Source organism: Herbiconiux liangxiaofengii (genome assembly GCF_041927335.1).
In the GTDB taxonomy this organism is placed as follows: Bacteria; Actinomycetota; Actinomycetes; order Actinomycetales; family Microbacteriaceae; genus Herbiconiux; species Herbiconiux liangxiaofengii.
Window position 1 is genome coordinate 47202 of record NZ_JBHFHD010000010.1, and the last position, 25072, is coordinate 72273.

The 25072-nt window shown below is 71.6% G+C and carries 23 protein-coding genes; 17 read left to right on the plus strand and 6 right to left on the minus strand.

What is annotated here, in order from left to right; translation table 11 throughout:
- Position 1 precedes the first annotated feature (1 nt).
- From pstA to ACEXOR_RS10935, 9 genes are all read left to right on the plus strand, one after another.
- On the plus strand, positions 2-1438 hold the full coding sequence (gene pstA, locus ACEXOR_RS10895; RefSeq protein WP_374849661.1) for a phosphate ABC transporter permease PstA: 1437 nt from the start codon (positions 2-4) through the stop codon (positions 1436-1438).
- Entirely contained in the window at positions 1435-3063 is a 1629-nt protein-coding gene (pstS, locus tag ACEXOR_RS10900) for a phosphate ABC transporter substrate-binding protein PstS (protein WP_374849662.1), read from the plus strand. The genes pstA and pstS overlap by 4 nt, the downstream gene beginning before the upstream one ends.
- 165 nt (positions 3064-3228) lie before the next feature.
- Entirely contained in the window at positions 3229-5817 is a 2589-nt protein-coding gene (locus ACEXOR_RS10905) for a hypothetical protein (protein ID WP_374849663.1), read from the plus strand.
- Between the two features lie 118 nt (positions 5818-5935).
- Positions 5936-7039: a hypothetical protein gene (locus tag ACEXOR_RS10910; RefSeq protein WP_374849664.1), complete on the plus strand. Its 1104-nt coding sequence runs from the start codon at positions 5936-5938 to the stop codon at positions 7037-7039.
- A 23-nt stretch (positions 7040-7062) separates the two neighbouring features.
- Positions 7063-8121, plus strand: a complete 1059-nt coding sequence (locus ACEXOR_RS10915; protein ID WP_374849665.1) for a hypothetical protein — start codon at positions 7063-7065, stop codon at positions 8119-8121.
- Between the two features lie 129 nt (positions 8122-8250).
- Positions 8251-9348: a hypothetical protein gene (locus ACEXOR_RS10920; protein WP_374849666.1), complete on the plus strand. Its 1098-nt coding sequence runs from the start codon at positions 8251-8253 to the stop codon at positions 9346-9348.
- Entirely contained in the window at positions 9345-10097 is a 753-nt protein-coding gene (locus tag ACEXOR_RS10925; RefSeq protein WP_374849667.1) for a hypothetical protein, read from the plus strand. Before ACEXOR_RS10920 ends, ACEXOR_RS10925 begins: the two co-directional genes overlap by 4 nt.
- Positions 10094-11119 (plus strand): sortase, encoded by a 1026-nt coding sequence (locus tag ACEXOR_RS10930; protein ID WP_374849668.1) that lies wholly within the window; start codon positions 10094-10096, stop codon positions 11117-11119. Before ACEXOR_RS10925 ends, ACEXOR_RS10930 begins: the two co-directional genes overlap by 4 nt.
- Before the next feature lie 318 nt (positions 11120-11437).
- Positions 11438-12211: a phosphate ABC transporter ATP-binding protein gene (locus ACEXOR_RS10935; RefSeq protein WP_374849894.1), complete on the plus strand. Its 774-nt coding sequence runs from the start codon at positions 11438-11440 to the stop codon at positions 12209-12211.
- Between the two features lie 180 nt (positions 12212-12391).
- On the opposite strand, the gene ACEXOR_RS10940 is transcribed toward ACEXOR_RS10935, so the two are convergent.
- Together ACEXOR_RS10940 and ACEXOR_RS10945 are read right to left on the minus strand one after the other, a co-directional pair.
- Positions 12392-12832 (minus strand): protealysin inhibitor emfourin, encoded by a 441-nt coding sequence (locus tag ACEXOR_RS10940; RefSeq protein ID WP_374849669.1) that lies wholly within the window; start codon positions 12830-12832, stop codon positions 12392-12394.
- Entirely contained in the window at positions 12816-13877 is a 1062-nt protein-coding gene (locus tag ACEXOR_RS10945) for a M4 family metallopeptidase (RefSeq protein ID WP_374849670.1), read from the minus strand. Before ACEXOR_RS10945 ends, ACEXOR_RS10940 begins: the two co-directional genes overlap by 17 nt.
- Positions 13878-14033: 156 nt before the next feature.
- Between ACEXOR_RS10945 and ACEXOR_RS10950 the strand changes: the two genes are divergently transcribed.
- Together ACEXOR_RS10950 and ACEXOR_RS10955 are read left to right on the plus strand one after the other, a co-directional pair.
- Positions 14034-15872, plus strand: a complete 1839-nt coding sequence (locus ACEXOR_RS10950; RefSeq protein WP_374849671.1) for a DNA-3-methyladenine glycosylase 2 family protein — start codon at positions 14034-14036, stop codon at positions 15870-15872.
- Positions 15869-16369 carry a methylated-DNA--[protein]-cysteine S-methyltransferase gene (locus ACEXOR_RS10955; protein WP_374849672.1) on the plus strand — a complete coding sequence of 167 codons (501 nt, stop codon included), beginning with the start codon at positions 15869-15871 and terminating at the stop codon, positions 16367-16369. The genes ACEXOR_RS10950 and ACEXOR_RS10955 overlap by 4 nt, the downstream gene beginning before the upstream one ends.
- Positions 16370-16476: 107 nt before the next feature.
- Here ACEXOR_RS10955 and ACEXOR_RS10960 read toward each other — a convergent pair whose 3' ends face one another.
- Positions 16477-17508: an LLM class flavin-dependent oxidoreductase gene (locus tag ACEXOR_RS10960; protein ID WP_374849673.1), complete on the minus strand. Its 1032-nt coding sequence runs from the start codon at positions 17506-17508 to the stop codon at positions 16477-16479.
- A 131-nt stretch (positions 17509-17639) separates the two neighbouring features.
- Here ACEXOR_RS10960 and ACEXOR_RS10965 point away from each other — a divergent pair, with 131 nt between their 5' ends.
- The 3 genes from ACEXOR_RS10965 (at position 17640) to ACEXOR_RS10975 (ending at position 20021) form a co-directional block, all read left to right on the plus strand.
- Complete coding sequence (locus ACEXOR_RS10965; protein WP_374849674.1) at positions 17640-17969, plus strand: nuclear transport factor 2 family protein; 330 nt, start codon at positions 17640-17642, stop codon at positions 17967-17969.
- A gap of 70 nt (positions 17970-18039) precedes the next feature.
- Positions 18040-18942, plus strand: coding sequence for a universal stress protein (locus ACEXOR_RS10970; RefSeq protein WP_374849675.1), 903 nt, complete (start codon positions 18040-18042; stop codon positions 18940-18942).
- A gap of 62 nt (positions 18943-19004) precedes the next feature.
- Positions 19005-20021: a DnaJ domain-containing protein gene (locus ACEXOR_RS10975; RefSeq protein ID WP_374849676.1), complete on the plus strand. Its 1017-nt coding sequence runs from the start codon at positions 19005-19007 to the stop codon at positions 20019-20021.
- Between the two features lie 67 nt (positions 20022-20088).
- Here ACEXOR_RS10975 and ACEXOR_RS10980 read toward each other — a convergent pair whose 3' ends face one another.
- Complete coding sequence (locus ACEXOR_RS10980) at positions 20089-21117, minus strand: NAD(P)H-quinone oxidoreductase (RefSeq protein WP_374849677.1); 1029 nt, start codon at positions 21115-21117, stop codon at positions 20089-20091.
- 82 nt (positions 21118-21199) lie between these two features.
- Here ACEXOR_RS10980 and ACEXOR_RS10985 point away from each other — a divergent pair, with 82 nt between their 5' ends.
- The 3 genes from ACEXOR_RS10985 to ACEXOR_RS10995 all read left to right on the plus strand — a co-directional run bounded on the left by ACEXOR_RS10985 (position 21200) and on the right by ACEXOR_RS10995 (position 24053).
- Positions 21200-22795: an AMP-binding protein gene (locus ACEXOR_RS10985; RefSeq protein WP_374849678.1), complete on the plus strand. Its 1596-nt coding sequence runs from the start codon at positions 21200-21202 to the stop codon at positions 22793-22795.
- 63 nt (positions 22796-22858) lie between these two features.
- Complete coding sequence (locus tag ACEXOR_RS10990; protein WP_374849679.1) at positions 22859-23620, plus strand: dienelactone hydrolase family protein; 762 nt, start codon at positions 22859-22861, stop codon at positions 23618-23620.
- Positions 23621-23669: 49 nt separating this feature from the next.
- Positions 23670-24053, plus strand: coding sequence for a VOC family protein (locus ACEXOR_RS10995; protein ID WP_374849680.1), 384 nt, complete (start codon positions 23670-23672; stop codon positions 24051-24053).
- On the opposite strand, the gene ACEXOR_RS11000 is transcribed toward ACEXOR_RS10995, so the two are convergent.
- Together ACEXOR_RS11000 and ACEXOR_RS11005 are read right to left on the minus strand one after the other, a co-directional pair.
- Complete coding sequence (locus ACEXOR_RS11000; protein ID WP_374849681.1) at positions 24050-24370, minus strand: GNAT family N-acetyltransferase; 321 nt, start codon at positions 24368-24370, stop codon at positions 24050-24052. The two genes, ACEXOR_RS10995 and ACEXOR_RS11000, sit on opposite strands and share 4 nt — an antisense overlap.
- A gap of 82 nt (positions 24371-24452) precedes the next feature.
- Positions 24453-25064, minus strand: a complete 612-nt coding sequence (locus ACEXOR_RS11005; RefSeq protein WP_374849682.1) for a DNA-3-methyladenine glycosylase I — start codon at positions 25062-25064, stop codon at positions 24453-24455.
- Between the last annotated feature and the right edge of the window lie 8 nt (positions 25065-25072).

Genomic DNA, 25072 nt, shown 5'->3' on the forward strand with positions numbered 1-25072 from the left:
CATGACCACCACCTACGAACCGGATGCGCAGCTCGACGAGCTGGTGCTTCAGAGCGAGGGCGACTCCGGCAGCGACGGCGCCGACGTCACCGAATCCGCCGACGTCACCGAGGCCGCTCCGCTCACCCGCATCCCCTCGAACGACGGCGTCGAGATCGGCCCCCGCCGGGGCGTGCGCACCGCCACGCTCGACGAGCGATTCAACATCGTGGGCGCGCTGGCCGGGGGCATCTCCGTCGCGACGCTGCTGTTCGGCTGGATCGGGCCACTCACCGGCATCATCGGCTGGGTGGTGGTGGCCTACGCGGCCTTCATCGGGTTCTACACGGTGCTCGTGTCGCTGCGTTCCGACTTCCAGGAGGTCAAGGACCGCATCGCCACCGTGCTGATGGTGAGCGCCGGGGTGCTGCTGTTCGCCTCGCTGGTCTTCATCGCGGTGTACACGCTGATCCGCGGGTCGGAAGCGCTCCCGTTCCTCAACTTCTTCACCCAGGCCATGGAGATGACCGGCCCGCTCGACCCGCTGTCGTCGGGCGGCATCCTGCACGCCATCGTGGGCACGCTGATCCAGATCTCCATCGCCCTCGCCATCACCATCCCGCTCGGCATCACCACGGCGGTGTTCCTGAACGAGATCGGCGGGCGGTTCGCGCGCTTCGTGCGCACGATCGCGGATGCGATGACGGCGCTGCCCTCGATCGTCGCCGGCCTGTTCGTGTACGCCGCCATCATCCAGCTGATCACCCACCAGCGCTCGGGGTTCGCGGCGGCGCTCGCGATCACGGTGATGATGCTGCCCATCGTCATCCGGGCGTCGGATGTCGTGCTCCGGCTCGTGCCCGGCAACCTGCGCGAGGCCTCGTACGCGCTCGGCACCACCCGCTGGCGCACGGTGTGGCACGTCGTGCTGCCCACCGCCCGTTCCGGTCTCGTGACCGCCGTCATCCTGGGCACCGCCCGCGGCATCGGCGAGACCTCGCCGGTGCTGCTCACCTCGGGCGTCACCGCCGCGATGAACGTGAATCCCTTCTCGGGGCCGATGATCTCGTTGCCGCTGCAGGTGTTCGACTTCGTTCGGTCGCCCGAGCCCACGATGGTGGCCCGCGGTTTCGGCACGGCCGCCGTGCTCATCCTGCTGGTGCTGATCCTGTTCATCGTGGCCCGCATCATCGGCGGCCGGGGCCCCGGCCAGCTCTCCGATCGGCAGCGCCGCGCCGCGGCGGCCGAGTCGATGCGCGACCTGCGCCGCATCACGATGCTCGAGGACCGCATCGCCGAGGGCCGCTACCTGCCGCGTGCGAAAGCCCAGGGCGCCTCGCCGGACGTCGCCGTCGCCGCCCCCGCCATCCCGACCGCCGCCGATGCGGCAACCGAGAACCCGCCCACCCCCGCCACCCCACCCGCACCCACTCCCACCCCAGAGGACGACCCCGCGTGACCCCGAAACCCCGCCGCCTCCGCGCGCTCCTCGCCCTGGCCCTCTCCGGCCTCGTGCTCTCCGCCGTCGTCACGGTGGGTGGGGCCGGCGCCGCTCCCGCCCAGGCCGAGACGTATCCGCCGATCACCGGAACCGGCTCGACCTGGTCGTCGAACGCACTCGACCAGTGGCGCAAGAACGTGTTCTCCAACTACGGCATGACCGTGAACTACTCGGGCACCGGATCCTCCGCCGGCCGGCGCGACTTCATCGCGCAGAGCGTCGACTTCGCGGTGAGTGAGATCCCGTTCCAGAGCGCGCCCGAAGACAACTCGGCTCCCGAGGTGCCCACGACCGGGTACGCCTACATGCCGATCGTGGCCGGTGGAACCTCGTTCATGTACAACCTGCAGATCGGCGGCAAGCGGGTCACGAACCTGCGGCTGAGTGGCGACTCGATCACCAAGATCTTCACGGGGGTCATCACCAACTGGAACGACCAGCAACTGAAGAACGACAACCCCGGCCTCGCGATGCCCGACAAGCCGATCGTGCCCGTGGTGCGGTCTGACGGCTCGGGGTCGACGGCGCAGTTCACCCTGTGGATGTCGAAGCAGCACCCCGACCTGTGGAAGGCGTACTCCCCGTCGGGAGCGTTCACCTCGCAGTACCCGGTGGGCGCCACGATGAAGGCGCAGAACGGCTCGCTGGGTGTGGCCGGCTATGTGTCGCAGGGCTACGGCGAGGGCGCCATCACCTACGTGGAGTACTCCTACGCCAAGAACGCCGGGTTCCCCGTCGCCAAGGTGCTGAACTCGTCGGGCTACTACATCGAGCCGAAGGCCACCTCCGTGGCCGTTGGCCTCCTGTCGGCCACGATCGTGAACGACCCCTCGTCGAAGGACTACCTCACCCAGGTGCTCGACGGCGTGTACAACAGCGCCGACCCGCGCACCTACCCGTTGTCGAGCTACTCGTACATGATCGTGCCGACGCAGACCACGACCACCTTCACCGAGGCCAAGGGCAAGACGCTCGGCGCGTTCGCTCGATACATGCTCTGCGAGGGCCAGCAGCAGGCCGACACCCTCGGGTACTCGCCGCTGCCGCTGAACCTCGTGCAGGCGGGGTCGGAGCAGATCGCGAAGATCCCGGGCGCCGGCGCGACCGGCGTCGACGTGTCGACCTGCAACAACCCCACCTTCGGCGCCGACGGCAGCAACGCCCTGGCGGAGTCGGCTCCGCAGCCGGCCGCCTGCGACAAGCAGGGCCCCGACCAGTGCACCACCGGCACCGGCGGCGCGGCCGAGACGCCCACCGACACCACCGGCTCCGGCGCCGGTGGCACCTCGGCCGACGCCGGCGGCGCAGCGGCAGCGCCGGCCGCGGGCACCGGAGCCGCGGCGGCGGCCGCCGCCACCGGGGCCACCGGGGGAGCCGCGGCCACCTACGACGAGACCGGAGCCCTGATCTCGGGCGGTACCGCCGTGGTCGGCTCGGCGGTGTCGAGTCCGTTCACGCTTCCCGACGCGGGGATGGGCCCGCAGCAGTGGCTCATGGTGGCGGCCGGAGTGCTGCTCCTCGGCGCCGTGCTCGTACCGCCGCTCGTCTCGCGACGCCTCAAACGGGCCGGTCGCGACGCCTGATGTGACCCGTCCGAGGGCCACCGGAAGGGTGTGCCCTCGCACCGCCCCCCGCCGGAAAGCTCCGGGGGTGGCCTCCTTCCCACACCGTTCATCGCGGTGACACCGAGCGCCCATAGTTTTGCGGCGTTCACCACGAATCCTCAGGATTCCCTCTTGGAGCAATCAGTGTCCTCTGCCTCTCGCCACCGTCGCCCCCGGCGTCGTCCCTGGCTCGTCTCGCTGACCGCGGGGGTCGCCGTCGGCCTCCTCGCCGGCGGGGTCTCGGTGGTCGCCGGCATCGGCACCCCGACCTCGGTCGCCCGGGCCGACACCTCCTCGGCGGTGACGGTGGCGGCGAACCAGCAGGACACCGATCTTCAGAACGCCCCGTTCCCCGACCTCGAGGTGACGGTATCGCAGACCCGTGACCTGCAGGCCCAGGGCGTCGAGGTGAGCTGGACCGGCGGCAAGAAGTCGCAGCCCCCGACCGGGCAGGACGGCGGCAGCGACTTCCTCCAGATCATGCAGTGCTGGGGCGACGACGGCAACAACGGCCCCGACCGCACCAAATGCCAGTACGGCGGGTTCGCCACCCCGGGGGCGACGCGCGACTCCTTCCTCAGCACCGCCGAGGTGGCCCCGGAGGACGCCGTGTACACGGTGCCCGGTTCGAGCTTCGCCAACCCCACCTACACGGGCATCCCGTTCTTCGGCGCCAACGGCGACAAAGTCGAGAAGGTGGCTTACAACAAGAACTCCAAGACCACGAGCTTGATCGACAAGGACTACCCGAACGAGGCGAAGATCAACCTCAACTCGAACCAGTTCTTCACCGGCCTCACCACGAACGAGGTGAACTGGGCGGGTTCCGGGGCGAACGGCGAGGGCTCGGTGAAGTTCGAGGTGCAGACCGCGGCGCAGTCGCCCGGCCTCGGCTGCGGCACGCCCACCCTCGTCACCGGCGGCGCCTACGTGGGCAGCTCGTGCTGGCTGGTCGTGGTTCCGCGCGGCTCGGCCGACGTGAACGAGACCAACATCAAGAACTCCGGCCTGCTCTGGGACTCGTGGAAGCACCGCATCGCCGTGAAGCTCGACTTCCTGCCGGTCGGTGTTCGCTGCACCATCGGTTCGAAGGAGCGTCAGCTCTCGGGCAGCGAACTGGCCTCCGAGGCCATCGCCTCCTGGCAGCCGAGCCTCTGCGGCACCAAGGGTGGCGCCGCCTACACCACCATCACCGGGGCGGAATCGGATGCGACGGTCGCCGCGAACGGCACCTCGGTCGCCCCGATGGCGCTCACCTCCCGGGCGCTGAGTGCCCCCGACGTGAAGGACTCCCTGACCTACGCGCCCATCGCCCTCACCGGCGTGTCGATCGCCTTCGCCATCGACAGCGAGATCACCGCGCTGGGCAGTGTGCCCGACGACGTCGCCGGGAAGGCCAGGCTGCCGTTCGAGTCGATGAAGCTCACGCCGCGCCTGATCGCGAAGCTGCTCACCTACTCCTACCTCGACTCCCTGCCCACCGGTGCCGACAAGTCGCATCTGGGCTACAAGAGCCCCGACAGCCCGGGCAAGAACGCCCGCAACCTCACGACCGACCCCGAGTTCCTGAAGATCAACGACCCCGCCTGGGCCTACCAGTCGATCTCCGCGGCATCCGTCGCCGACCTGCTGGTGCCGCAGGGCCGGTCGGACACCGCCCGGGCGCTCTGGACCTACGTGCTGAGCGACCAGGACGCCGTGGACTTCCTGATGGGCAACGACGACGGCAACGGCATGTTCGTGAATCCGTGGAGCTCGATGAACCCCGACGTCTACGCCTCGGTGGCGGGCACGACGACCGGCGTGCTCACGTATCCGCGCGACGACTTCCCGAAGGCCGACCCGACGGAGCAGCCGGCCAAGAGCACCGGGGACGCCGCGGTGAACCTGGTGACCTGGCGCCCCTACACGAACGACCTCGCCACGAGTGCCAACCTGGTGCTCCGCGGCGACGGCCAGATCCTCGGCCCGTGGGACCCGAACTCGATGCCGCAGAAGTACACCAAGACCTCGCGCAGTCTCGCCGGTTTCCAGCGTGTGATCGGCCTCACCGACACCGCCGCTGCGGCGAAGTACCAGGTGGTCTCGGCCAGCCTGCGGAACCCGGCCGGGGAGTTCGTGACCCCCGACACCCAGTCGCTCTCGGCCGCCGCCGCGGCGATGACCGCCGACCCGGCGCAGGCGCAGGTGTACCGCTTCGATCCCACCTCCGACCAGGCCAAGGGCGCCCCGAGCGCCTACCCGCTGACGCTCCCGGTGTACGCGGCAGTGAACCCGTCGATGTCGGATGCCGCGGTGCGGGCCGACTACGCGAACTTCATCAACTACGCGGCCACGGCCGGGCAGGAGCCCGGAACGGCCCTCGGGATGCTGCCGGAGGGGTACGCGCCCATCCCGGCAGGCTGGCAGGAGCAGGCCCTGGCCGCCGCGGCCCGCATCGCGGCCGGGCCGGCGAAGCCCTCGGCGGCTCCCACCCCGAAGCCGACGGCCCCCGCAGCGGCCACGGCCCCCGTCGCTCCGGCGGCGGCCCCCGCTGCGGCGCCGGCCCCCGCCCCGGCTCCGGCCGCCGATCCCGCTGCTACCGGAACGGTGGCGACCGCGCTCGTCGGCAAGCCCACGCCCGCCGACAAGCAGCTCGGCGCGCTCTCCGCGGCCGTACCCATCGCCCTCCTCGCCGGACTGCTCGCCGCCTTCGCGGTGCCGGTCCTCACCCGCATCCGGAGACGTCTGTGATGCCCCCAGTTCTTGGAGAACGTCCGTACGGCCATGACGGCCGTGCGGACACCAAGTCGAAGCCTTCGCGTCGCGGATGCTCGAAAACCCATCCCGAAAGGAACCTCACCTCGTGAAGATGAAGAAAGTCGTTGCGCTCGGCGCAGCGGTCGGCGTCGCACTCGCGGGCCTCGGCCTCGCCCTCCCCGCGAACGCGGAGCCCGTCTCCAACGGATACGTCCTCGTCGGCTCCGACACCCTCCAGGACTCCACGAACGCCCTGATCAACGGAACCTCCCTCGGTGGAGCGCCCGTGCGGGTCACCTCGGCCGGCAGCACCCTGGGCTCGTTCGACGCCTTCGGTTCCACCGCCATCCAGACCAAGAGCGGCGGCCAGTACTTCGGCCGTCCGGCCGGCTCGGGAGCGGGCGTCAACGCGCTCCGCGCCTCGATCACCGGAAACGCCTATACGGGCAACGCGGCCGTGCCGGCCCGCGTGATCACCGGCCAGGTCGACATCGCCCGTTCCTCCAGCGGTGCGGGCTCCAACGCCAACTCCAACGGACTGCTGGCCTACGTGCCCTACGGCCGCGACGCCGTGGCGTACGCGTACAACGGCACCAACTCCGACCTGGCGAACCTCACCACGGCCCAGCTCAAGCAGATCTACGAGGCCAGCACCCCGGTCACGATCGGCACCACCGTGGTCAAGCCCCGCATCCCGCAGAACGGTTCGGGCACCCGCTCGTTCTTCCTCAGCGCGATCGGTGTCACCACCCTCGGCACGACCGTTCCCGACACGAACAACACCACCCCCGAGAACGACGCGTCGATCCTCGGTGCCGACGAGATCATCCCGTTCTCGGCCGCCAGCTGGGTCGCCCAGTCCAACGGCGCCACCGGCGTCAACACGACCGCCGCCGCCAGCGCCGCCAACGTGAAGCTGGGCAACCCGAACGGCGTCGCGCCGTTCACCGGCACCGGCACCTCGCTGGTTCCGAACGGCACGTTCTACAACGCCGCGCCCTTCGGTCGCGACACCTACCTGGTCGTCGAGTACGCCCGGATCGACTCGACGTCGACCAAGTACGACGCGAACCTGTTCAACCTGCTCGACCCCACGAAGACCCAGAGCCTCACGAACACGGGAACCTTCGCCAGCACCACGGGAGCAGCCAAGCGCAAGTTCGGCTTCCTCGCGCCCTCCAGCACCACCATCATCCGCGCCTACGCAACGCTCTAACCTCTCGAAAGGCAACCTGAATCATGTTCCGTAAGAACATCGTCCGCGTGTCGGCCGTCGGCGTCATCGCCGCCGCGCTCGTCGCGGGCAGCGCCGTCGCGGCGCACGCAGCAGACGAGCCCGTCCCCACGACCGGCTCCAAGGGCCCGTACTACATCGGCGACGCCGGTGACGGATCCATCATCCCCGCGGGCACCGAGCTCGACTTCGACTACGCCCTGATCGGCATGCCGAGCGCCGACCCGGCCGACATCGAAGCCGTGTTCCCCGGCTCCTCCGACGCCGAGACCGTCCGCACGTTCATCTCGCCCCGCGGTTCCGAGCGCACCCCGTCGCAGTGGACGGCCTGGGCCGACAGCGGCTTCAAGGCCGGCACCAAGGACATGATCTACCCGGCGGCGACGCTCGGTGCTCAGGTTCTCGGCAACCAGTCGACGGTCCGCGCCGGTGGCAACTTCAGCGTCGGCTTCGCCTTCATGAAGAACAACAACCTCACCATCGCCACCGGTGACGTGTACTACGCCAACATCACGGTGCTCCCCAACGGCAAGTGGAAGTTCGCGACGCCCGACGGTGGAACGACGCCTCCTCCGGCCACGGCGAACTCGTTCGACGTGAACCTCCAGGCCACCACCACCTCGGCTCCCGACGGAACGCTCAGCCTGGTCGCCCCGGCGAGCAACACCGCCGTGATCGCGAACCCGACCCTGGTCGACGGCCTGTCGACCTCGACCGGTACCCTCGGTGCCTTCTCGATCGTCGACGAGCGCTACCAGACCCACCCGGGCTGGACGCTGACCACCACGGTCACGCCCTTCACGAACGCGGCCGACGCCTCGAAGATCATCGACCCCAAGCAGCTGGGTGTCGCACCCAAGCTGGTGGAGCCGAACTCCGCGGTGACGCTCGCCAACGCCCAGACCGCCGGTTCGGCGACCTACCCGTCGGTGTTCGCGCAGACCGGCAACGCGGCGGCCTCCGGCACCGTGAAGCTCAACGCCGACCTGAAGTTCGTCTCCCCGGCGAACTACCCGGCCGGCACGTACACCTCGAAGCTCACGCTCACGCTGGCTTCGAAGTAACACCGGCACCCCCGCATGCGGGGTGGGGGTCGCGAGCGATCGCGGCCCCCTTCCCGCGTGACGCCCCCCGTTCATATCCCGGTCACCGCGAGGCCGTACCGGCGACAACTCCCTCTGGATAAATCAACTGTGCTCGTCATCCCGAATCCGAACAGCGCCGCCCACCCCGTGCGCCGTCTCGTCACCACCGTGCTGCTGGGGGTCCTCCTGGCCGCCGGCCTCGCCGCGGCCTCTGCCGCGCTGCCCGCTCGCGCCGACGACACCGACGGCATCTCGGGCTCGCCCTCGAGCGACACCGGTCCGGATGGCCGCAGCCGGTTCAGTTACCAGGTCGGTCCTGGCCAGCAGCTCCAGGATTACTACGTCGTGAAGAACACCGGCAGCACCCCCCAGGTGATGAAGGTCTTCGCCACCGATGCCTACAACACCGACGACGGGTCGTACGGCCTCCTCGACACCGGCGCCACCCCCTCCGGCGCGGGCGGCTGGGTCAGCTTCGACCAGGGCGCGACCGTGCTCGACATCCCGCTCGACCCCGGGGCCTCGCAGGTCATCCCGTTCAGCATCTCGGTGCCCGCGGATGCCGCCCCCGGCGACCACGCGGCCGGCCTCGTCATCTCGGTCACGACCCCCGAGGGCCAGATCCTCGTCGACCGCCGGGTGGCCACCCGGCTCTACGTGCGCGTTCCCGGAGACCTCCAGCCGGCGCTCACGATCTCCAGCATCGCCGCCGACTACGACAGCGACTTCAACCCGCTCGACGGCCGCGCCACCATCACCTTCACGGTGAAAAACAGCGGCAACGTGGCTCTGGGCGCGAACATGGTGGCCGGGGTGAACACCTACTTCGGCATCGGTGCGGGCGAGCAGAGCCGGCAGGAGCTCGGCGAGATGCTGCCCGGCAGCACCCGCACCATCACGATGACCGTCGACGGGGTGGGCCAGTGGGGCTACCTCAACCCCTCCATCGCCATGCAGCCGACCGTGGGCGCGGACGCCCTCGACCCCGGTGCGCTCGTCGAGGTGAAGCGCGACACCGTCACGCTCGCTGTTCCGTGGGTGCTCCTCGTACTGGTCGTGATCGCCGCCGCCGTGTTCGGGTTCCTCCGCATCCGGCGGGCGCGCGACGAGAAGACCGCCCGCGACTGGATCGCCTACACCGAGGCCGAGGCGCGCCGGAAGGCCCGCGACGAGTCGGTGCCCGTGGGTTCGGACGCCGCGCAGTGAGGGCGGCCCTGTCCCGGATGATCGCCTCCGGCGCTGCGCTCGCGTTCCTCGGCGCCCTGGCCGGGGGAGGTGCCGCCGTCGCCGCCGACGGACCCTCGTCCGACGACACCAACCTCACCGTGCAGGTGGGCGCCGGCACCGGGGCCGCGACCACCGCGCCGCCGGCCGCCGGCTCCGCGACGACCACGAAGACCACCACCACCACGTCGATCAACGGCGACGTGGTCGTCACCGGGCCGGTGTCGACCCCGCCCGTGGGAGACGACGAGCAGAGCCTCGGCGGCATCCTGTACATCAGCGGGCTGGGCACGGGGTACTCGCCCTCGATCGATCCGCTGAGCGGTGATCTGCACGTGCACTTCACGGTGCGCAACGTCTCCAGTGCCGCGGTGGACAGCTCGGCGCGGTTCTGGGTGTCGAACGCGTTCGGCGGCGAGATCGGCTCGGGCGAGACGGTCGACGTGGCGGGACTGAAGCCCGACGAGTCGCGGGTGGTCGACGCCACGATCAGCGGAGTGGGGCAGTGGACCTTCGCCACCGCGCACATGACCCTCACGCCGCCCGAGACGGTCGACGGGGTGGCGCTCACACCGCTCACCCGCGATGTGTTCGTGGTGCTGCCGCCGTGGTTCCTGCTCGCGCTCGGGGCTCTCGGCGGGCTGGCCTACGCGGTGGTGCGGCTCGTGCGCTCCGGCTCCGCCGCTCGGGAGACCGTGCCCGCCGAGGCGCTCTCGGGGTCGACCGCGTGACCGCGCCCGTGGTCGAAGCCGCGCCCGAGGCTCCCACGGCCCCGGTCGAGCAGCCCGGTGTCGGCATCCCGCCCGCACCGCTGATGCCCCCGTCCTCGGCCCGACCTCCGCGGCCCTCGAAGCCTCCCCGCATGCCCAAGCGGATGCCGCGCTCGATGCAACCCCTCGCGCCGATGACCGCGCAGCAGATCCTCGCGCGCAGCGCCCTGATGCTCGTGGCCGCGTTGCTGTTCGCGTTCGTCGTGAACCTCATGGTGCTCAGTCACCTGCAGCACGCGGTGTCGCAGCAGCAGCTCACCGACACCTACCGGGCCCAGCTCGCCGCGGGCACCGCACCCGTCAGCGAGGGTGCGTATGACGACACCCTGCTCCCCGACGGGTCTCCGGTCGCCATCATCCAGATCCCGTCCATCGGGGTGAACGAGGTCGTGGTCGAGGGCACGTCGTCGGGCGACACGAAGACCGGGCCCGGCCACCGCCGCGACACCGTGCTGCCCGGGCAGTCCGGGGTCAGCGTGGTGATGGCCCGGGCGGCGTCGTACGGCGGGCCGTTCAGCCGCGTCCAGGAGCTGGCACCGGGCCAGACGTTCTCGGTGCTCACCGGGCAGGGCGTTCAGGAGTTCTCCGTCATCGGCGTGCGTTACGCCGGCGACCTGGCCCCGCCGAGCCCGAAGGCGGGGGAAAGCCGGCTCATCCTGGTGACCGCCCGCGGGCCGGCGTTCATGCCCACCGGCACGGTCTGGGTCGACGCCGAGCTCACCTCCACCACCCAGCCCGCCGGCCAGCGCCAGTCGACCTACACGCTGCTCCCGCCGCAGGACCGCGAGCTCGCCACCGACACCACCCAGGTGTGGGCGCTGGTGTTCGCGCTGCAGTTCTTCGTGCTCGCCGAGATCGCGGCCGTCTGGGCCTATCGGCGGGTGGGGGCGCAGAAGATGTGGGTCGTCTTCGTGCCCGTGATGTTCCTGGCGGGGCTGGTCGTCGCCGACCAGATCGACCTGCTGCTCCCGAATCTGCTCTGAACGCTGGAATGAGACGCCATGTCTGACAACGACACCACCGCACCCACCGACGACATCACCACGGTCCTCCCGCCGCTCAGCCGCAAGGAGCAGCGGCAGATCATGAAGGGCAAGGCCCCCGGCCCCCGCGACTGGTCGCCGCCCGCCGCGGGAGCCGCCGCTGTCGCGCCGCCCGCGGTGGCCACGCACCCCGACTCCGGCATGCCCCTCGCCCTGCAGCCGTCGACCCGCTACGCGCCCCCTGCCGTGCAGCACGTGGTGTCGGGTGCCGGCTCCGCCCTCAGCTTCGAACAGCAGCTGCATGACGAACGCCCGCCCCTGGCCGAGCTCGACGCGCGCAACATCACCGCCTGGTTCGGCGACCACCAGGTGCTCGACCGGGTGTCGCTCACCATGCCGGCCGGGGTGATCACCTCGCTGATCGGGCCGTCGGGATGCGGCAAGTCGACCTTCCTGCGCATCCTGAACCGGATGCACGAGCTCATTCCCTCGGCCAGTCTCGCCGGTGAGGTGCTGATCGACGGCGAAGACATCTACGACCCCGCCCGCAAGCTCGTCGACGCCCGCAAGAGCATCGGCATGGTGTTCCAGAAGCCCAACCCGTTCCCGGCGATGTCGATCTACGACAACGTGCTGGCCGGCCTCAAGCTCACCGGCGCCAAGGCCGACCGCGACCGCAAGGACTACCTCGTGGAGTCGTGCCTGATGAAGGCCGGGCTCTGGAAAGAGGTGCGCGACCGTCTGCGTGCTCCCGGCGGCGGACTCTCCGGCGGCCAGCAGCAGCGCCTGTGCATCGCACGTTCCCTCGCGGTGACCCCCAAGGTGCTGCTGATGGACGAGCCCTGCTCGGCCCTGGACCCCACCTCCACCCGCGTGATCGAAGAGACCATGCTGGAGCTCGTGAACGACGTCACCATCGTGATCGTCACGCACAACATGCAGCAGGCGCAGCGGGTCTCGACGCAGTGCGCGTTCTTCCTCGCCTCGCAGGGGCAGCCCGGGCACATCGTCGAGCACGGCGCCACCGACGCCATGTTCTCGAGCCCGATCGATCCCCGCACCTACGACTATGTCAACGGCGTCTTCGGCTGATCGCTGATCGCCCCTCGGCGCTGCGATCCGCGGCGTTGTCGGGCGGCGGCCGCACGGGAGTGCGACCTTTGCCCTCCGCCTTGCGGCTCGCAGTGCCGAGCGGCGATCAGCACGCCTCGGGGAGGGCGCCTCGCCTTCGGCTCCCGCTTTGCCTTCGGCTCGCGGGGCGGGAGGCTGCGGTCAAGGGCGGGAGGAGTGCTTGACGCGGTCGATGAGGGTGCGCCAGGGGGGCGTGAGGTGCTGCTCGGGAAGGCGGGCGTCGCGTTCGAGCGGCGGGGTGTCGGCGGGGGAGTCCACGAGCACGCGGATCGTGTAGACGAAGCGGTCCGCTCCGGATGCCGCGGGCTCGTCGCCCTCGTCGGGTGCGTCCCACGGGCACGACTCCACGAGCGACCACCACGAGTCGACGTCGCTCGCCTCGGAGGCCTCCACGCTCCAGCGCGGCGCCAGCCCACCTACTCCGCCGGAGCGGGCCACCGTGATGCGCAGCTCCCGCGGCGTCGTGGGCGCGCCCCCGGTGCCGTTGTCCGGAGCGCCTCCGGCCACCGCCGGTGCACCCTCGAGGGCGCCTCCCCGGGCGTCCGCCGGGGGCATCGTGTCGTCGTCAGGCCGCTCGCTCATCACTCCTCACGCCCACGGTAACCCATGCCGAGGCGATCGCGGCGGCCTCCGCCGAGTCGTCTCCGAAGCGCGAGCGGGCCGCCTCCACGGTCGCGTCGGCGAAGGCCGCGAAGTCGGCCCGCGGCGACAGCCCGCCGGTGATCGCATCGAACCACACCTGCCCGGCCCGCTCCCAGGCGAACCCGCCCAGCTCGATCGCCGCCAGCGCGAACGCCCGGTTCGGGATGCCCGAGTTCAGGTGCACTCCGCCGTTGTCGTCGGCGGTGTCGACGTAGTCGGCCATCGACGCCGGCTGCGGGTCTGTGCCGAGCACGTCGTCGTCGTACGCGGTGCCGGGTTCGATCATCGACCGCAGCGCCCGGCCCTCCACCGCCGACGTGAATAGCCCCTCGCCGATCAGCCAGCTCGCCTCGCCCGCCGTCTGCCCGCGCTGGTGCTGCTCCACGAGCGCGCCGACCACGTCGCTGAACGACTCGTTCAACGCCCCCGACTGCCCCTCGTACTCCAGCGCGGCGGTGTACTGCGTCACCCCGTGGGCCAGCTCGTGCCCGATCACCGACAGCGACGCCGTGAAGCGGCCGAACACCTCGCCGTCTCCGTCGCCGAACACCATGCGCTCCCCGTCCCAGAAGGCGTTGTCGTAGTCGACGCCGTAGTGCACGGTGGCCAGGAGGGGCAGCCCGCGCCCGTCGATCGAGTCGCGCCCGAAGGCGTCCGCGAGCAGGGCGTGCGTGGCGCCGAGCCCGTCGAACGCCTCGTTCACGGCCACGTCGCCGGTCGGCGCATCCGTCTCGCCGCGCACGCGCGCACCCGGCAGGGTCTCGGTGCCCTTCGCGTCGAAGACTGTGCGGTCGGGGGCGGCATCGGCGGCCGCCACGGGCAGGCCAGGCACCGGCGGCACCAGGGCTTCGCGGCGTCGCTCCGCGCGCAGCGGAGGATCGGCGAGCAGCGAACGGCGCGCTGCCCGTGCCGCGTTCTGCAGGCCCTCCGCCTCGGTCTGGGCGATGCGCGAGAGCAGGTACGGGGGAACGATCGAGTGCGCCATGAGCCGACCCTACGACGCACGGCCGACACCGCACAGGGCGAGCGGGGCCGCTCGGGCGAAGCCGGGCGCGACTGCTCGGCGCATCCGTTCGCCGCCGCCACTCCCGTGTCCGATTTCCGCTAGAAGACCCCGGATGCCCGTGTCAGACTCAGTGCCATGGACTTCGACGAGCGGTACCGCATCATCCAGTCCCGCGACCGCCGTTTCGACGGCCAGTTCATCACCGCCGTGAGTTCCACCGGCATCTACTGCCGCCCGAGCTGCCCCGCGCGCACCCCGAAACCGTCGAACGTCACCTTCTACGAGACCAGCGCGGCGGCGCACGAGGCCGGCTACCGGGCCTGCAAACGATGCCTACCCGAAGCGGTGCCAGGCACCCCCGCCTGGAACCTGCGCGACGACTTAGCCGGCCGGGCCATGCGCCTGATCGCCGACGGGCTGGTCGAGCGCGAAGGGGTCGAGGGGCTCGCCCGCCGCCTCGGCTACTCACCGCGGCACCTCACCCGGGTACTCACCGAAGAGCTCGGTGCCGGTCCGCTCGCGCTGTCGCGGGCGCACCGGGCCCAGACGGCGCGCACGCTGCTGACGTCGACCGATCTGCCGATGAGCGACATCGCCTTCGCGGCGGGGTTCTCGAGCGTGCGGCAGTTCAACGACACGGTGGCGGAGGTGTTCCAGCTCACCCCCACCGCCATCCGAGACCGCCAGTCGCGGCACGGGTCGGCGGCTCCGGGCTCGATCACGCTGGCGCTGCCGTACCGGGAGCCCCTCGACCTCGACGGAGTGTTCACGTGGCTGGCGCTCCGGGCCATCCCCGGAGTGGAGCACCTCGGCGTCGACGCCGCCGGCCGCCACGACTCGTACACCCGCTCGATCGCACTGCCGGGCGGCCCGGCCTGGTTCACGGTGCGCCGCCCCGCCGGCGCCCCGTCCGCCCCGCCCGGCGGCACCGGGCGGGTGCTCCTCGACGCGCACCTCGCCGTGCTGAGCGACCTGCCCGCGCTGGTCTCGCGCATCCGTCGTCTGTTCGACCTCGACGCCGACCCGGTGGCCGTCGACGAGGCCCTGGCCGCCGCGGGGGAGCCGCTCGCGTCGAGGGTGCGGGCGACGCCCGGAATCCGGATGCCGGGTGCGGTCGACCCTGCGGAGATGCTGTTCCGCGCCATCGTGGGCCAGCAGATCACCGTGGTGGCCGCGCGTACCCTGCTGCACCGCCTCACCCTGGCGGCGGGCTCCCCGTTCCCGCCCGCCCACACCCCCACGGCCCCCTCGACCCCGGATGCCGCCGCCGACCCCGCCGCCCCCGCCGCCGCCGAACCCGCCGACGCCGACCCCGCCGACGCCGACCCCGCGTCGCCCGCCGGGCGCGCCGCCCAGCACCCCGGCGGCCCCATCGCGCCCCAGGCGCCCACGCTGCTGTTCCCGACCCCGGCGCAGATCGCGGCCCACGCCGACGGCGTGCTCACCGGCCCGAGGGCGAAGACCGCCACCGTCGTCAGGGTCGCCGACCTGCTGGCGTCGGGTGAGCTCGAGCTCTCGTTCGGCGACGACGCGGCCGAGCAACGCCGCCGGCTGGTCGCCCTGCCGGGAATCGGCGACTGGACGGCCTCATACGTGGCCATGCGCGTGCTCAAGAACCCCGACGTGCTCCCCACCGGCGACGTCGCCCTGCGCACGGGTGCCCGCCGCCTCGGCCTACCCGACACCCCGCGCGACCTGGCGGCCTGGGCGGCCCCCTTCGCCCCCTGGCGCACCTACCTCAGCCTCCACCTCTGGTCGGCGGCGGCCCCGCCGTCCCGTCCCTCCCGTCCCTCCCGTCCCTCCCCGCCCGGCCGCCGTCCCCGCGCGTCCGCGTCGCGAACGACGGAGATCCGGGCCGACACGCCGCGCAGACTCCGTCGTTCCCCGGATGCGGGTGGTTCTTCCGTCGTTGCCGCGCCGACGCCGGCCCCCGACTCACCCGCCCCGTCAGACACCCACCAGGAGACCCCATGACCGCCGTCATCCAGTTCATCGACACCCCCGACGGCCCCTTCGGCCTGATCGCCGACGACGACGGCCGCGTGCTCGCCTCGGGCTGGACCGACAGCCCCGACGCCCTGCTCGCCCGACTCGCCCCGCGCATCCGCCCGGCAGCATCCGACCTCGCCGGTGGCCGCACCGCTGCAGCCGAGGCGGCACACGCGTACTACGAAGGCGACCTCGCCGCGATCGACACCGTCGAGGTCGTGCAGACGGGGGGAGACTTCCACCACGCCGGCTGGCGGGCGCTGCGCACGATCGAGCCGGGCCATCCGCTGAGCTACCAGCAGTTCGCCGCCCACCTCGGCCGGCCCACCGCCGTGCGTGCCGCCGCCAGCGCCTGCGCCCGAAATGCCGTGGCGCTGTTCGTGCCGTGCCACCGGGTGCTCCGCAGCGACGGCAGCCTCGGTGGCTTCGCCTGGGGCGTGCCCGTCAAGCGCTCCCTCCTCGCCCGCGAGCAGCTCGCGTAACTCCCGCCGACCTCGGCTGAGTCGCGCCATCCTGCGACTACAAGGCGCGACTCAGCCCGCAGAGCAACATCAGGGCGCGACTCACGGCCGAGAGGGCCGGAAGCGCCTCAGGCGAGCAGCTCGCGCACGCGCGGGATGACCTGCGTGCCGTAGAGCTCGATGCTCGTCATGAGGTTCTCGTGCGATAGCGGCCCGTTGCCGTACTTGAGGTCGAAGCGGTCGACCCCCATCACGCGCACGGCCGCGGCGATCTTCTGTGCCACCGTCTCCGGCGACCCCACGTAGAGCGACCCGTTGGGCCCCGCCTCCTGCTCGAAGTGCGCCCGCCCCATCGGCGACCAGCCGCGCTCGCGGCCGATGCGGTTCATCTGCGACTGGTAGTGCGGCCAGAGCTGTTCGCGGGCTTCCTCGTCGGTGGCGGCGATGTGCCCGGGGGAGTGCACGCCCACGGGCTGCTGCTCGAGCTCGAACTGGTCGAGCGCCCGGTGGTAGAGGTCGACGAAGGGCGCGAACCGGGCCGGGTCGCCGCCGATCACGGCGAGCATCAGCCCGAATCCGTACCGCGCCGCGCGCACCACCGACTCCGGGCTGCCGCCCACGCCCACCCACGTCTTCAGCAGTCCGCTCTCCAGCTGCGGGTAGACCTGCTGGCCCTTCAGCGGCGCCCGCGTCGTGCCCTCCCAGGTCACCGGCTGCCCCGAGCGCACGGCGGCGAACAGGTCGAGCTTCTCCTCGAACAGCCGCTCGTAGTCGGCCAGCTCGAAGCCGAACAGCGGGAACGACTCCGTGAACGAGCCGCGCCCGAGGATCACCTCGGCGCGCCCGTTCGAGAGGGCGTCGAGGGTCGAGAACCGCTGGAACACGCGCACGGGGTCGTCCGACGAGAGCACCGTCACCGCCGACCCGAGGTGGATGCGCGAGGTGCGCGCCGCCACGGCGGCCAGAGCGACCTCGGGCGCCGACACCGCGAAGTCGTCGCGGTGGTGCTCCCCGAAACCGATGAAGTCCACGCCCACCTCGTCGGCGAGCACCGCCTGGTCCACGAGGTTGCGCAGCACCTGCGCCGCGGGCAGCAGCGTTCCGTCAGCGGTCGCGGTCACGTCTCCGAAGGTGTCGAGTCCGAGTTGAAGCTGAGCCATCCGGTCGCCCATCCTGTCCTTTTGCATGCGAATGTATGAACCTAGTCAACCGGATGCGCGGCGGAGGTATTCCGCAGCGACACCCCTCCAGCTCTCATCCGACACCAGGGTTCGCGCGCGACACTGGCCGCATGACCGATGCCGACCGCCTCCCGCCCGCCATCGCCGCCTTCTTCGACGCGAGCAACGCCGACGACCGCGACCGCTTCCTGGCCGCCTTCGCCCCGGATGCCGTGCTCGACGACTGGGGTCACACCTTCACCGGGCGAGAGGGTGTCGCCGCCTGGAACGAGAGCGACAACATGGGGGTGGGCAGCCGGTTCACCGTCGAGGGCGTCACCGAGCACAACGGCGTGCACGCCGTGTCGGTGCAGGTGACCGGCGGCGGCTACAACGGCCGCGGCACGATGGCTTTCGTACTCGACGGTGACCTGATCTCGCGCGTCGACATCACGGGCTGACGGGCGCACGACCGGGCTGCCAGACTGGGCCCACGGCCCGCGGGGCGGGCCCGCATCGAAGGAGCCGCTCATGACCGCATCCATCCTCGTCGGATTCGACGGGTCGCCCGCCGCTCAGACCGCCCTCGACTGGGCGCTCCGCCGCGCCGAGGCGACCGGCTGCGACGTGGAGGTGCTCTTCGTGGCCGACACCTCGTGGGACTCCGAGGCGTTCACCGCCGCGCCGCTGCTGCACGCCAAGGGCGAGGTGGTGCTGGCGGGGGCGGCGTTCCACGCCGACTCGAAGGCTCCGCACGTGACCGTGTCGTCGAAGGTGCTGTCAGGCAACCCCGTCTCGGTGCTCGTGGCCGAGGCCGAGGCCATCGGCGCGAGCCTGCTGGTGGTGGGCAGCTACCGCAAAGACCTCTACGAGCGGCTCACCACGAGCGCGGTGAGCCTGCGGGTCGCGGCCTCGGCCACGGTTCCGGTGGCCGTCATCCCCGATCTGCCCGCCGGGCGCCGCCATGGCGTCGTGGTGGGCGTCGACGGCGGCCCCTCGTCGGTGCGCCTGGCCCGCACCGCGCTGGTGGAGGCCGAGCGCCTCGGCGAACCCCTGCGCATCCTCACCGCGTGGACGCTGCCGCCCCTCGTGCAACCCGACTTCACCGACGGCTCCGACCTGTACGACGCCCTGGAGGAGCGCGCACAGGACGTCGCGCGCCAGGTGGCGGCGGACGTGGCCGGAACCGGGGCGACCGGCCCGGATGCGACCGGCGTCGACGCACCGGCCGCATCCGTCGCCGTCGCCACCGACGTGGTGCTCGCCGCGCCCGCGGCCGCGCTCGTCACCGCGGCGGCCGACGCCGCCCTGCTCGTGGTGGGCAGCCACGGCCGGCACGGCATCGGCCGGTTCCTGCTCGGCTCGGTGAGCCACGACGTGCTGCTCTCGGCGCCCTGCCCGGTGCTCGTGCTGCGCGTGACCGACAAGGGCTGAATCCGGGCGCCGCTCGGCCGGCACTCGGCGAACACCCTGCGAACGCCCGGTATCGTGAACGGGTGTCCGACAGTCCTCTCGCTCGTAGCCCCTACGAGGTGCTGGGCGTCGACCCCGGTGCCGCGCACGACGAGCTGAAGAAGGCCTACCGTCGCCTGCTGCGGGAGACGCATCCCGACACCGGCGGCGACTCCGCCCGCTTCGTGGCCGTGCAGCGCGCCTGGGAACTGGTGGGCACGCCCGACGACCGCTCCGCCTACGACCGGGGTTCCTCGCACGGCGCCTCAGGCAGCAGTGCGCACGCGGCGGGCACCACGGGTTCGGCGTCGACCCCCGGTGCTGGCTTCGGCCCGGCGACGGGTGGCCGGGCGACCGGCCGTTCTGCGGGTTCGAGCGTCAAGGCCCGCAGCTACGGACATCCGGGCGGTCAGGAGCGCGAGCGCTACCTGAGCCTCCTGCGCGAGTGGGTGGGCCGCGGCGTCACCATCGACGATCCGTACGACCCGGCGCTCGTGCGCAGCGCCCCGCGCGAGATCCGCGGCTGGCTGGCCAAGGCCATCGCCGAGGAGTCGACGGCCGGCCTCGTGTCGACCTTGGGCATCGGCTACACCATCTGGAACAACGTGCTCTCGGGCCGCTCCGCCGGCAGCGTGCCCGAGACCATCGACCACGTGGTGCTCGGGCCCAGCGGCCTCTACGCCATCCAGTCCGAAGACTGGGGTGCCGAGGTGCGGCTGCGCAAAGACGACCTCGTCGGAGAGACGGTGCACCCCGACGACGAGCCGCTGCACGAGCTGTACCGGGCCGCCAAGTCGCTCGGGCGCTCGATCGGCGTGAAGTTCACCGCGCTGGTGATGGTGGTTCCGGATGCGGCACTCGCCGAGCCGGTCGAGACGGTCGAGCGCGGCCGGCTCGCCGGGACGGTGGTGGTGCGCCGGTCGCTGCTGCCGCAGCTGCTGCGCAACGGCCTGCCGGGCGGTGGCGGCCGGGGCGGCTGGTCGGGCGGTGCCGAGCGGCAGAGCATCGACCGCGTGTTCGAGCTGCGCACCCGCCTGCAGAACGGCATCCGTCTGGCCTGAGCAGCCCGTGGTGTGCGGCCGGTCGCCGCGCCGCGAGAGCACCGGCACGAGTGGCCGGCCGCTCGCCTCAGACGACCAGCAGGATCTTGCCCACGTGGGCCGACGACTCCATCAGCCGGTGCGCCTGCCCGGCATCGCCCAGCGCGAAACGGGCGCCGATCACGGGCACCACCCGGCCGTCGGCCACGAGCGGCCAGACGTGTTCGCGCACGCCCGCGATGAGCGCCGACTTCTCGGTGCTCGGCCGCGCCCGCAGGCTGGTGGAACGGATGGTGCCGCGCTTCGCCATCAACGCGCCGAGGTCGAGCTGCGCCGGCCCGCCAGAGCTCGAGATGTTGGCGATGCGCCCGCCCACCGCCAGGGCGGCCACGTTGCGGTCGAGGTAGTCGCCGCCCACCACGTCGAGCACCACGTCGGCGCCGCCGGTCTCGGCCCGGATGCGCTCGACGAAGTCCTCGCGCGTGTAGTCGATCAGGATGTCGGCGCCGAGCTCACGGCACGCCTCGAGCTTCTCGGCCGACCGCGCGGTCGCGGCCACCCGCGCACCGAAGGCCCGCCCCAACTGGATGGCCATCGTGCCGATGCCGCTCGATCCGCCGTGCACGAGCAGCGTCTCGCCCGCACGCAGTCCCGCCAGCTCGAACACGTTCGACCACACGGTCGCCACGACCTCGGGCAGGCCGGCGGCGTCGACCAGGTCGACGGAGTCGGGCACCGGCAGCACGTGCCCCACGTCGACCGCGACCTGCTCGGCGTAGCCGCCGCCCCCGAGCAGCGCGCACACCCGGTCGCCGACGGAGAACCCGCCGAACCGGTCGTGCGCATCCGGCCCGCCATGCGCATCCGGCCGGTCGTGCGCATCCGGCCCGCCGACGGGGCCGAACCCCGCCACCACGCCCGACACCTCGAGCCCCGGCCACTCCGGCGCCCCGGGCGGCGGCGGGTAGTACCCCTGCCGCTGGGCGACGTCGGCGCGGTTCACCCCCGCCGCCACCACATCGATCAGCACCTGGCCCGGCCCGGGCCGAGGAGCATCGACGGTGGAGAGGGAGAGCACCGAGGCGTCGCCCGGACGGTCGATCAGTACAGCCTTCATCCGAACCACGCTACGCCGCCTGCTTGCCAGAACCTCGCCTCCGGTAGTCAAATAGGCCAACGACTATCGAAGGAGATAGCTGATGACCCGTTCGTCCTACCCCGACGTCGAGATCCCCGACCTGAGCGTCTACGACGCCCTGTTCCACGACCTCGACGACGCCGACCTCGACCGGGTCGCGCTGATCGACGGCCCGTCGGGCGACGAGACCAGCTACCGGGCGCTCATCGCCCAGATCGACGCCGTGGCCGGAGCGCTCGCCGCCCGAGGGCTCGCCGTCGGCGACCGGGTCGGCATCCTGTGCCCGAATGTGCCCGCCTTCGCCACCGTGTTCCACGGGGTGCTGCGGGCCGGCGGCACGGCGACCACCATCAACTCCCTCTACACCCCGGCCGAGATCGAGAACCAGCTGCGGAGCGCCGACGCGACCTGGCTGTTCACCGTCTCGCCGCTGTATGCACAGGCCTCGACGGCGGCCGAGGCGGTCGGCATCGACGCCGAGCACCTCGTGGTGATCGACGGCGCCCCCGGCCATCCGTCGCTCCGCGACCTGCTGTTCGAGCGCGCCGCCCCGCCCGAGGTGTCGTTCGACCCCGCCACCCACCTCGCGGTGCTGCCGTACTCCTCGGGCACCACCGGTCACCCCAAGGGCGTCATGCTCACCCACCGCAATCTCGTGGCGAACATCCTGCAGTGCCGGGAGGTCATCCCGCTGCACCGCGACGACCGGGCGCTCGCGGTTCTGCCGTTCTTCCACATCTACGGCATGTCGGTGCTGCTGGACTATGCACTGCTGCAGCGCGCGTCGCTGGTCACGATGCCCAAGTTCGACCTGGCCGAGTTCCTCCGCACGGTCAGTCAGCACGCCTGCACCTGGGTGTTCATCGCGCCGCCGATCGCGGTGGCGCTGGCCAAGCATCCGCTCGTCGACGAGTTCGACCTGTCGGGCGTGAAGGTGGTGTTCTCGGGGGCGGCGCCGCTGGATCGCGAGCTCGCCCGGGCGGTGGCCGACCGCATCGGCTGCCAGGTGCGGCAGGGCTACGGCATGACCGAGACGAGCCCCGTCACCCACGTGATCCCGCTCGAGGGCCCCGAGATCGATCTGTCGTCGATCGGCCTCGCGGTGCCGAACACCGAGTGCCGCCTGGTCGATCCCGAAACCGGCGCCGAGATCGCGGTTCCGGATGCCGGGCGCAGCGCTCCCGGGGAGCTCCTCATCCGGGGCCCCCAGGTGATGCGCGGCTACCTGCACGACGACGAGGCCACCGCGCGCACGATCGAGCCCGACGGCTGGCTGCACACCGGAGACATCGCCACGGTCGACTCGGCGGGGGTGTACATGATCGTCGACCGCCTGAAGGAGCTGATCAAGTACAAGGGCTACCAGGTGGCGCCGGCGGTGCTCGAGGCGGTGCTGCTCGCGCATCCGCTCGTCGTCGACGCCGCAGTGGTGGGGGTGCCCGACGACGACGGCCAGGAGGTTCCGAAGGCGTTCGTGGTGCGCCGGCCCGACTCCGGGCTCGACGAGGCGGTGGTGATGAGCTGGGTGCAGGAGCGCGTCGCCCCGCACGAGAAGGTGCGGCTGGTGGAGTTCATCGAGGCGATCCCGAAGTCGACCTCGGGCAAGATCCTGCGCAAAGACCTCCGCGCGCGGGTGGGCCGCCACGCGCTCACCTGAGGGGCGACAGCCCGATCCGGGGGATTCGGGCTCCACCGCATCCAGGTCTGCTAGACCAGACGCATGACGACCTACAGCCCCCTGCATCAGGCCCTGCTCGACTCCGTTCCGCTGCCCGAGGACGCGCGCATCGAGTCGCAGCGCGTCGCCTACGACGAGTCGGGTGCGCCGATGGACGGCCACCTGGTCTGGAACGCGGCACTGGAGGGGCCCCTCCCGGCCGTGCTCGTGCTGCACGACTGGACGGGGGAGCAGGAGTACACCCGCGTGCGCGCCGAGATGCTCGCACGGCTGGGCTTCGTGGCCTTCGCCGCCGACCTCTACGGCGCGGGCGTGCGCCCCCTTGGCGACGACGCCCCCGTCGAAGCCGGAAAATACTACGGCGACCTGGCCCTGCTGCGGCGCCGCGTGCAGGCGGCGTACGAGGTGCTGCTCGCCGACGAGCGTGTCGACCCGGGCCGTGTCGTCGTGATCGGCTACTGCTTCGGCGGCTCGGCCGCGCTCGAGTTCGTGCGCACCGGTGCCCCGATCGCCGGGGTGGTGAGCTTCCACGGCGCCCTGATCGCCCACGAGCCCGCCGACGTCGACCGCATCCAGGCACCGATCCTGGTGCTCACGGGCGGCGCCGACCCGGTGGTGCCCGACGAGGCGGTGCTGGCGTTCGAGAACGAGCTCCGGCAGTCGCCCGACCTCGACTGGCAGGTGGTGACCTACAGCGGCGCCCCGCACGCGTTCACGCTCCCCGAGATCCCGAACTACCGGCCGGTGGCGGATGCGCGGAGCTGGCAGGCCCTGCGATCGTTCCTCGACGAGGTGCTGGCCTAGGGCGCCGCGCGCGAGCATCATGGAAATCACCGAACGAAGGGCGGCTCCGATGCTCACCATCTCCCGCGGCTACAGCGGATTCAGCGTGCGCGACGTCGAGGAGGCGAGGGCCTTCTACGGCACCGCCCTGGGTCTCGTCGCCACGATCAACGCCATGGGCATCCTGGATCTGGAGCTGCCGGGCGGCGCCCACGTCATCGCCTACCCCAAGCCCGATCACGAGCCGGCGGCGTTCACCGTGCTGAACCTCGAGGTCGCCGACATCGATGCCGCGGTCGACGAGCTCGAGGCCGCCGGCGTGGCGATCGAGCGCTACGACGGGATGCCGCAGGACGACCGCGGTGTGATGCGGGGCCAGGCGGCCGGGCGCGGGCCCGACATCGCCTGGTTCCGCGACCCGTCGGGCAACATCCTGTCGGTGCTGAGCGTCTAGAGCGACGCGCGCAGCTCGATCGACACCGGGTCGACGATGTCGTCGAACTCCCGGTGCTTCTCGAGGTACCGCACCACGAACGGGCAGGTGGCCGCCGCCCGCAGGCTCGCGGCGCGCACCTGCTCGAGCGCGCCCGAGATGAGGGTGCTGCCGTAGCCGTGCCCCTCCTCGGCCGGGTCGACCTCGGTGTGCACGAACACGCGGTGATCGCCGCGGTCGAGGTACTCGGTGAAACCCACCTCCCGGCCGTCGACCACGAGGGCATAGCGGTTCTGCTCGGGCTGGGGGACGACCTCGGTGGTCTCGTTCTCGCTCATCACCCCAGCGAAGCAGAAGACCGGCGGATGCGCGAGGTCCCAGGGTGGCCCGGTCGAGAACAGCGTCGCCGCTCCCGCACCCTCAGTTCGGCCACACCCCGGACGACCCCCGCCGGTGGCTGTCCATCAGGTGCGTGTCGATGATCCCCACGGCCTCCATCAGCGCGTGCATCGTGGTGGGGCCCACGAAGCGGAAGCCCTTGGCCCGCAGCGCGGTCGCCAGGGCGGTCGACTCCGGGCTCACCGTCGGAACCTCGGCCATCGTGCGCGGACGCGGTGTCTCCGCCGGCCGGAACGACCAGATCAGGCCCGCGAGGCCGCCGCTCACCTCCGGGTCGTCGCGCAGTCGCAGGGTGGCGCGGGCGTTGCCGATGGTCGCCACGATCTTGGCCCGGTTGCGGATGATGCCGGCGTCCAGAAGCAGGCGCGCGATGTCGTCGTCGCCGAACCCGGCCACGGCATCCGGATCGAAGTCGTCGAAGGCCTGGCGGAACGCGGGCCGCTTCCGCAGGATCGTGGCCCACGACAGACCCGACTGGAAGGCCTCGAGACTGAGGCGCTCGAACAACCCGCGCTCGTCGCGCACCGGCATGCCCCACTCGGTGTCGTAGTACTGCTGGAGCAGCGGGTCGACCGAGGCCCACACGGGCCGGGCGAGGCCGTCGGAGCCCCGCACCGATCCGTCCGTCGTCATCACACCCT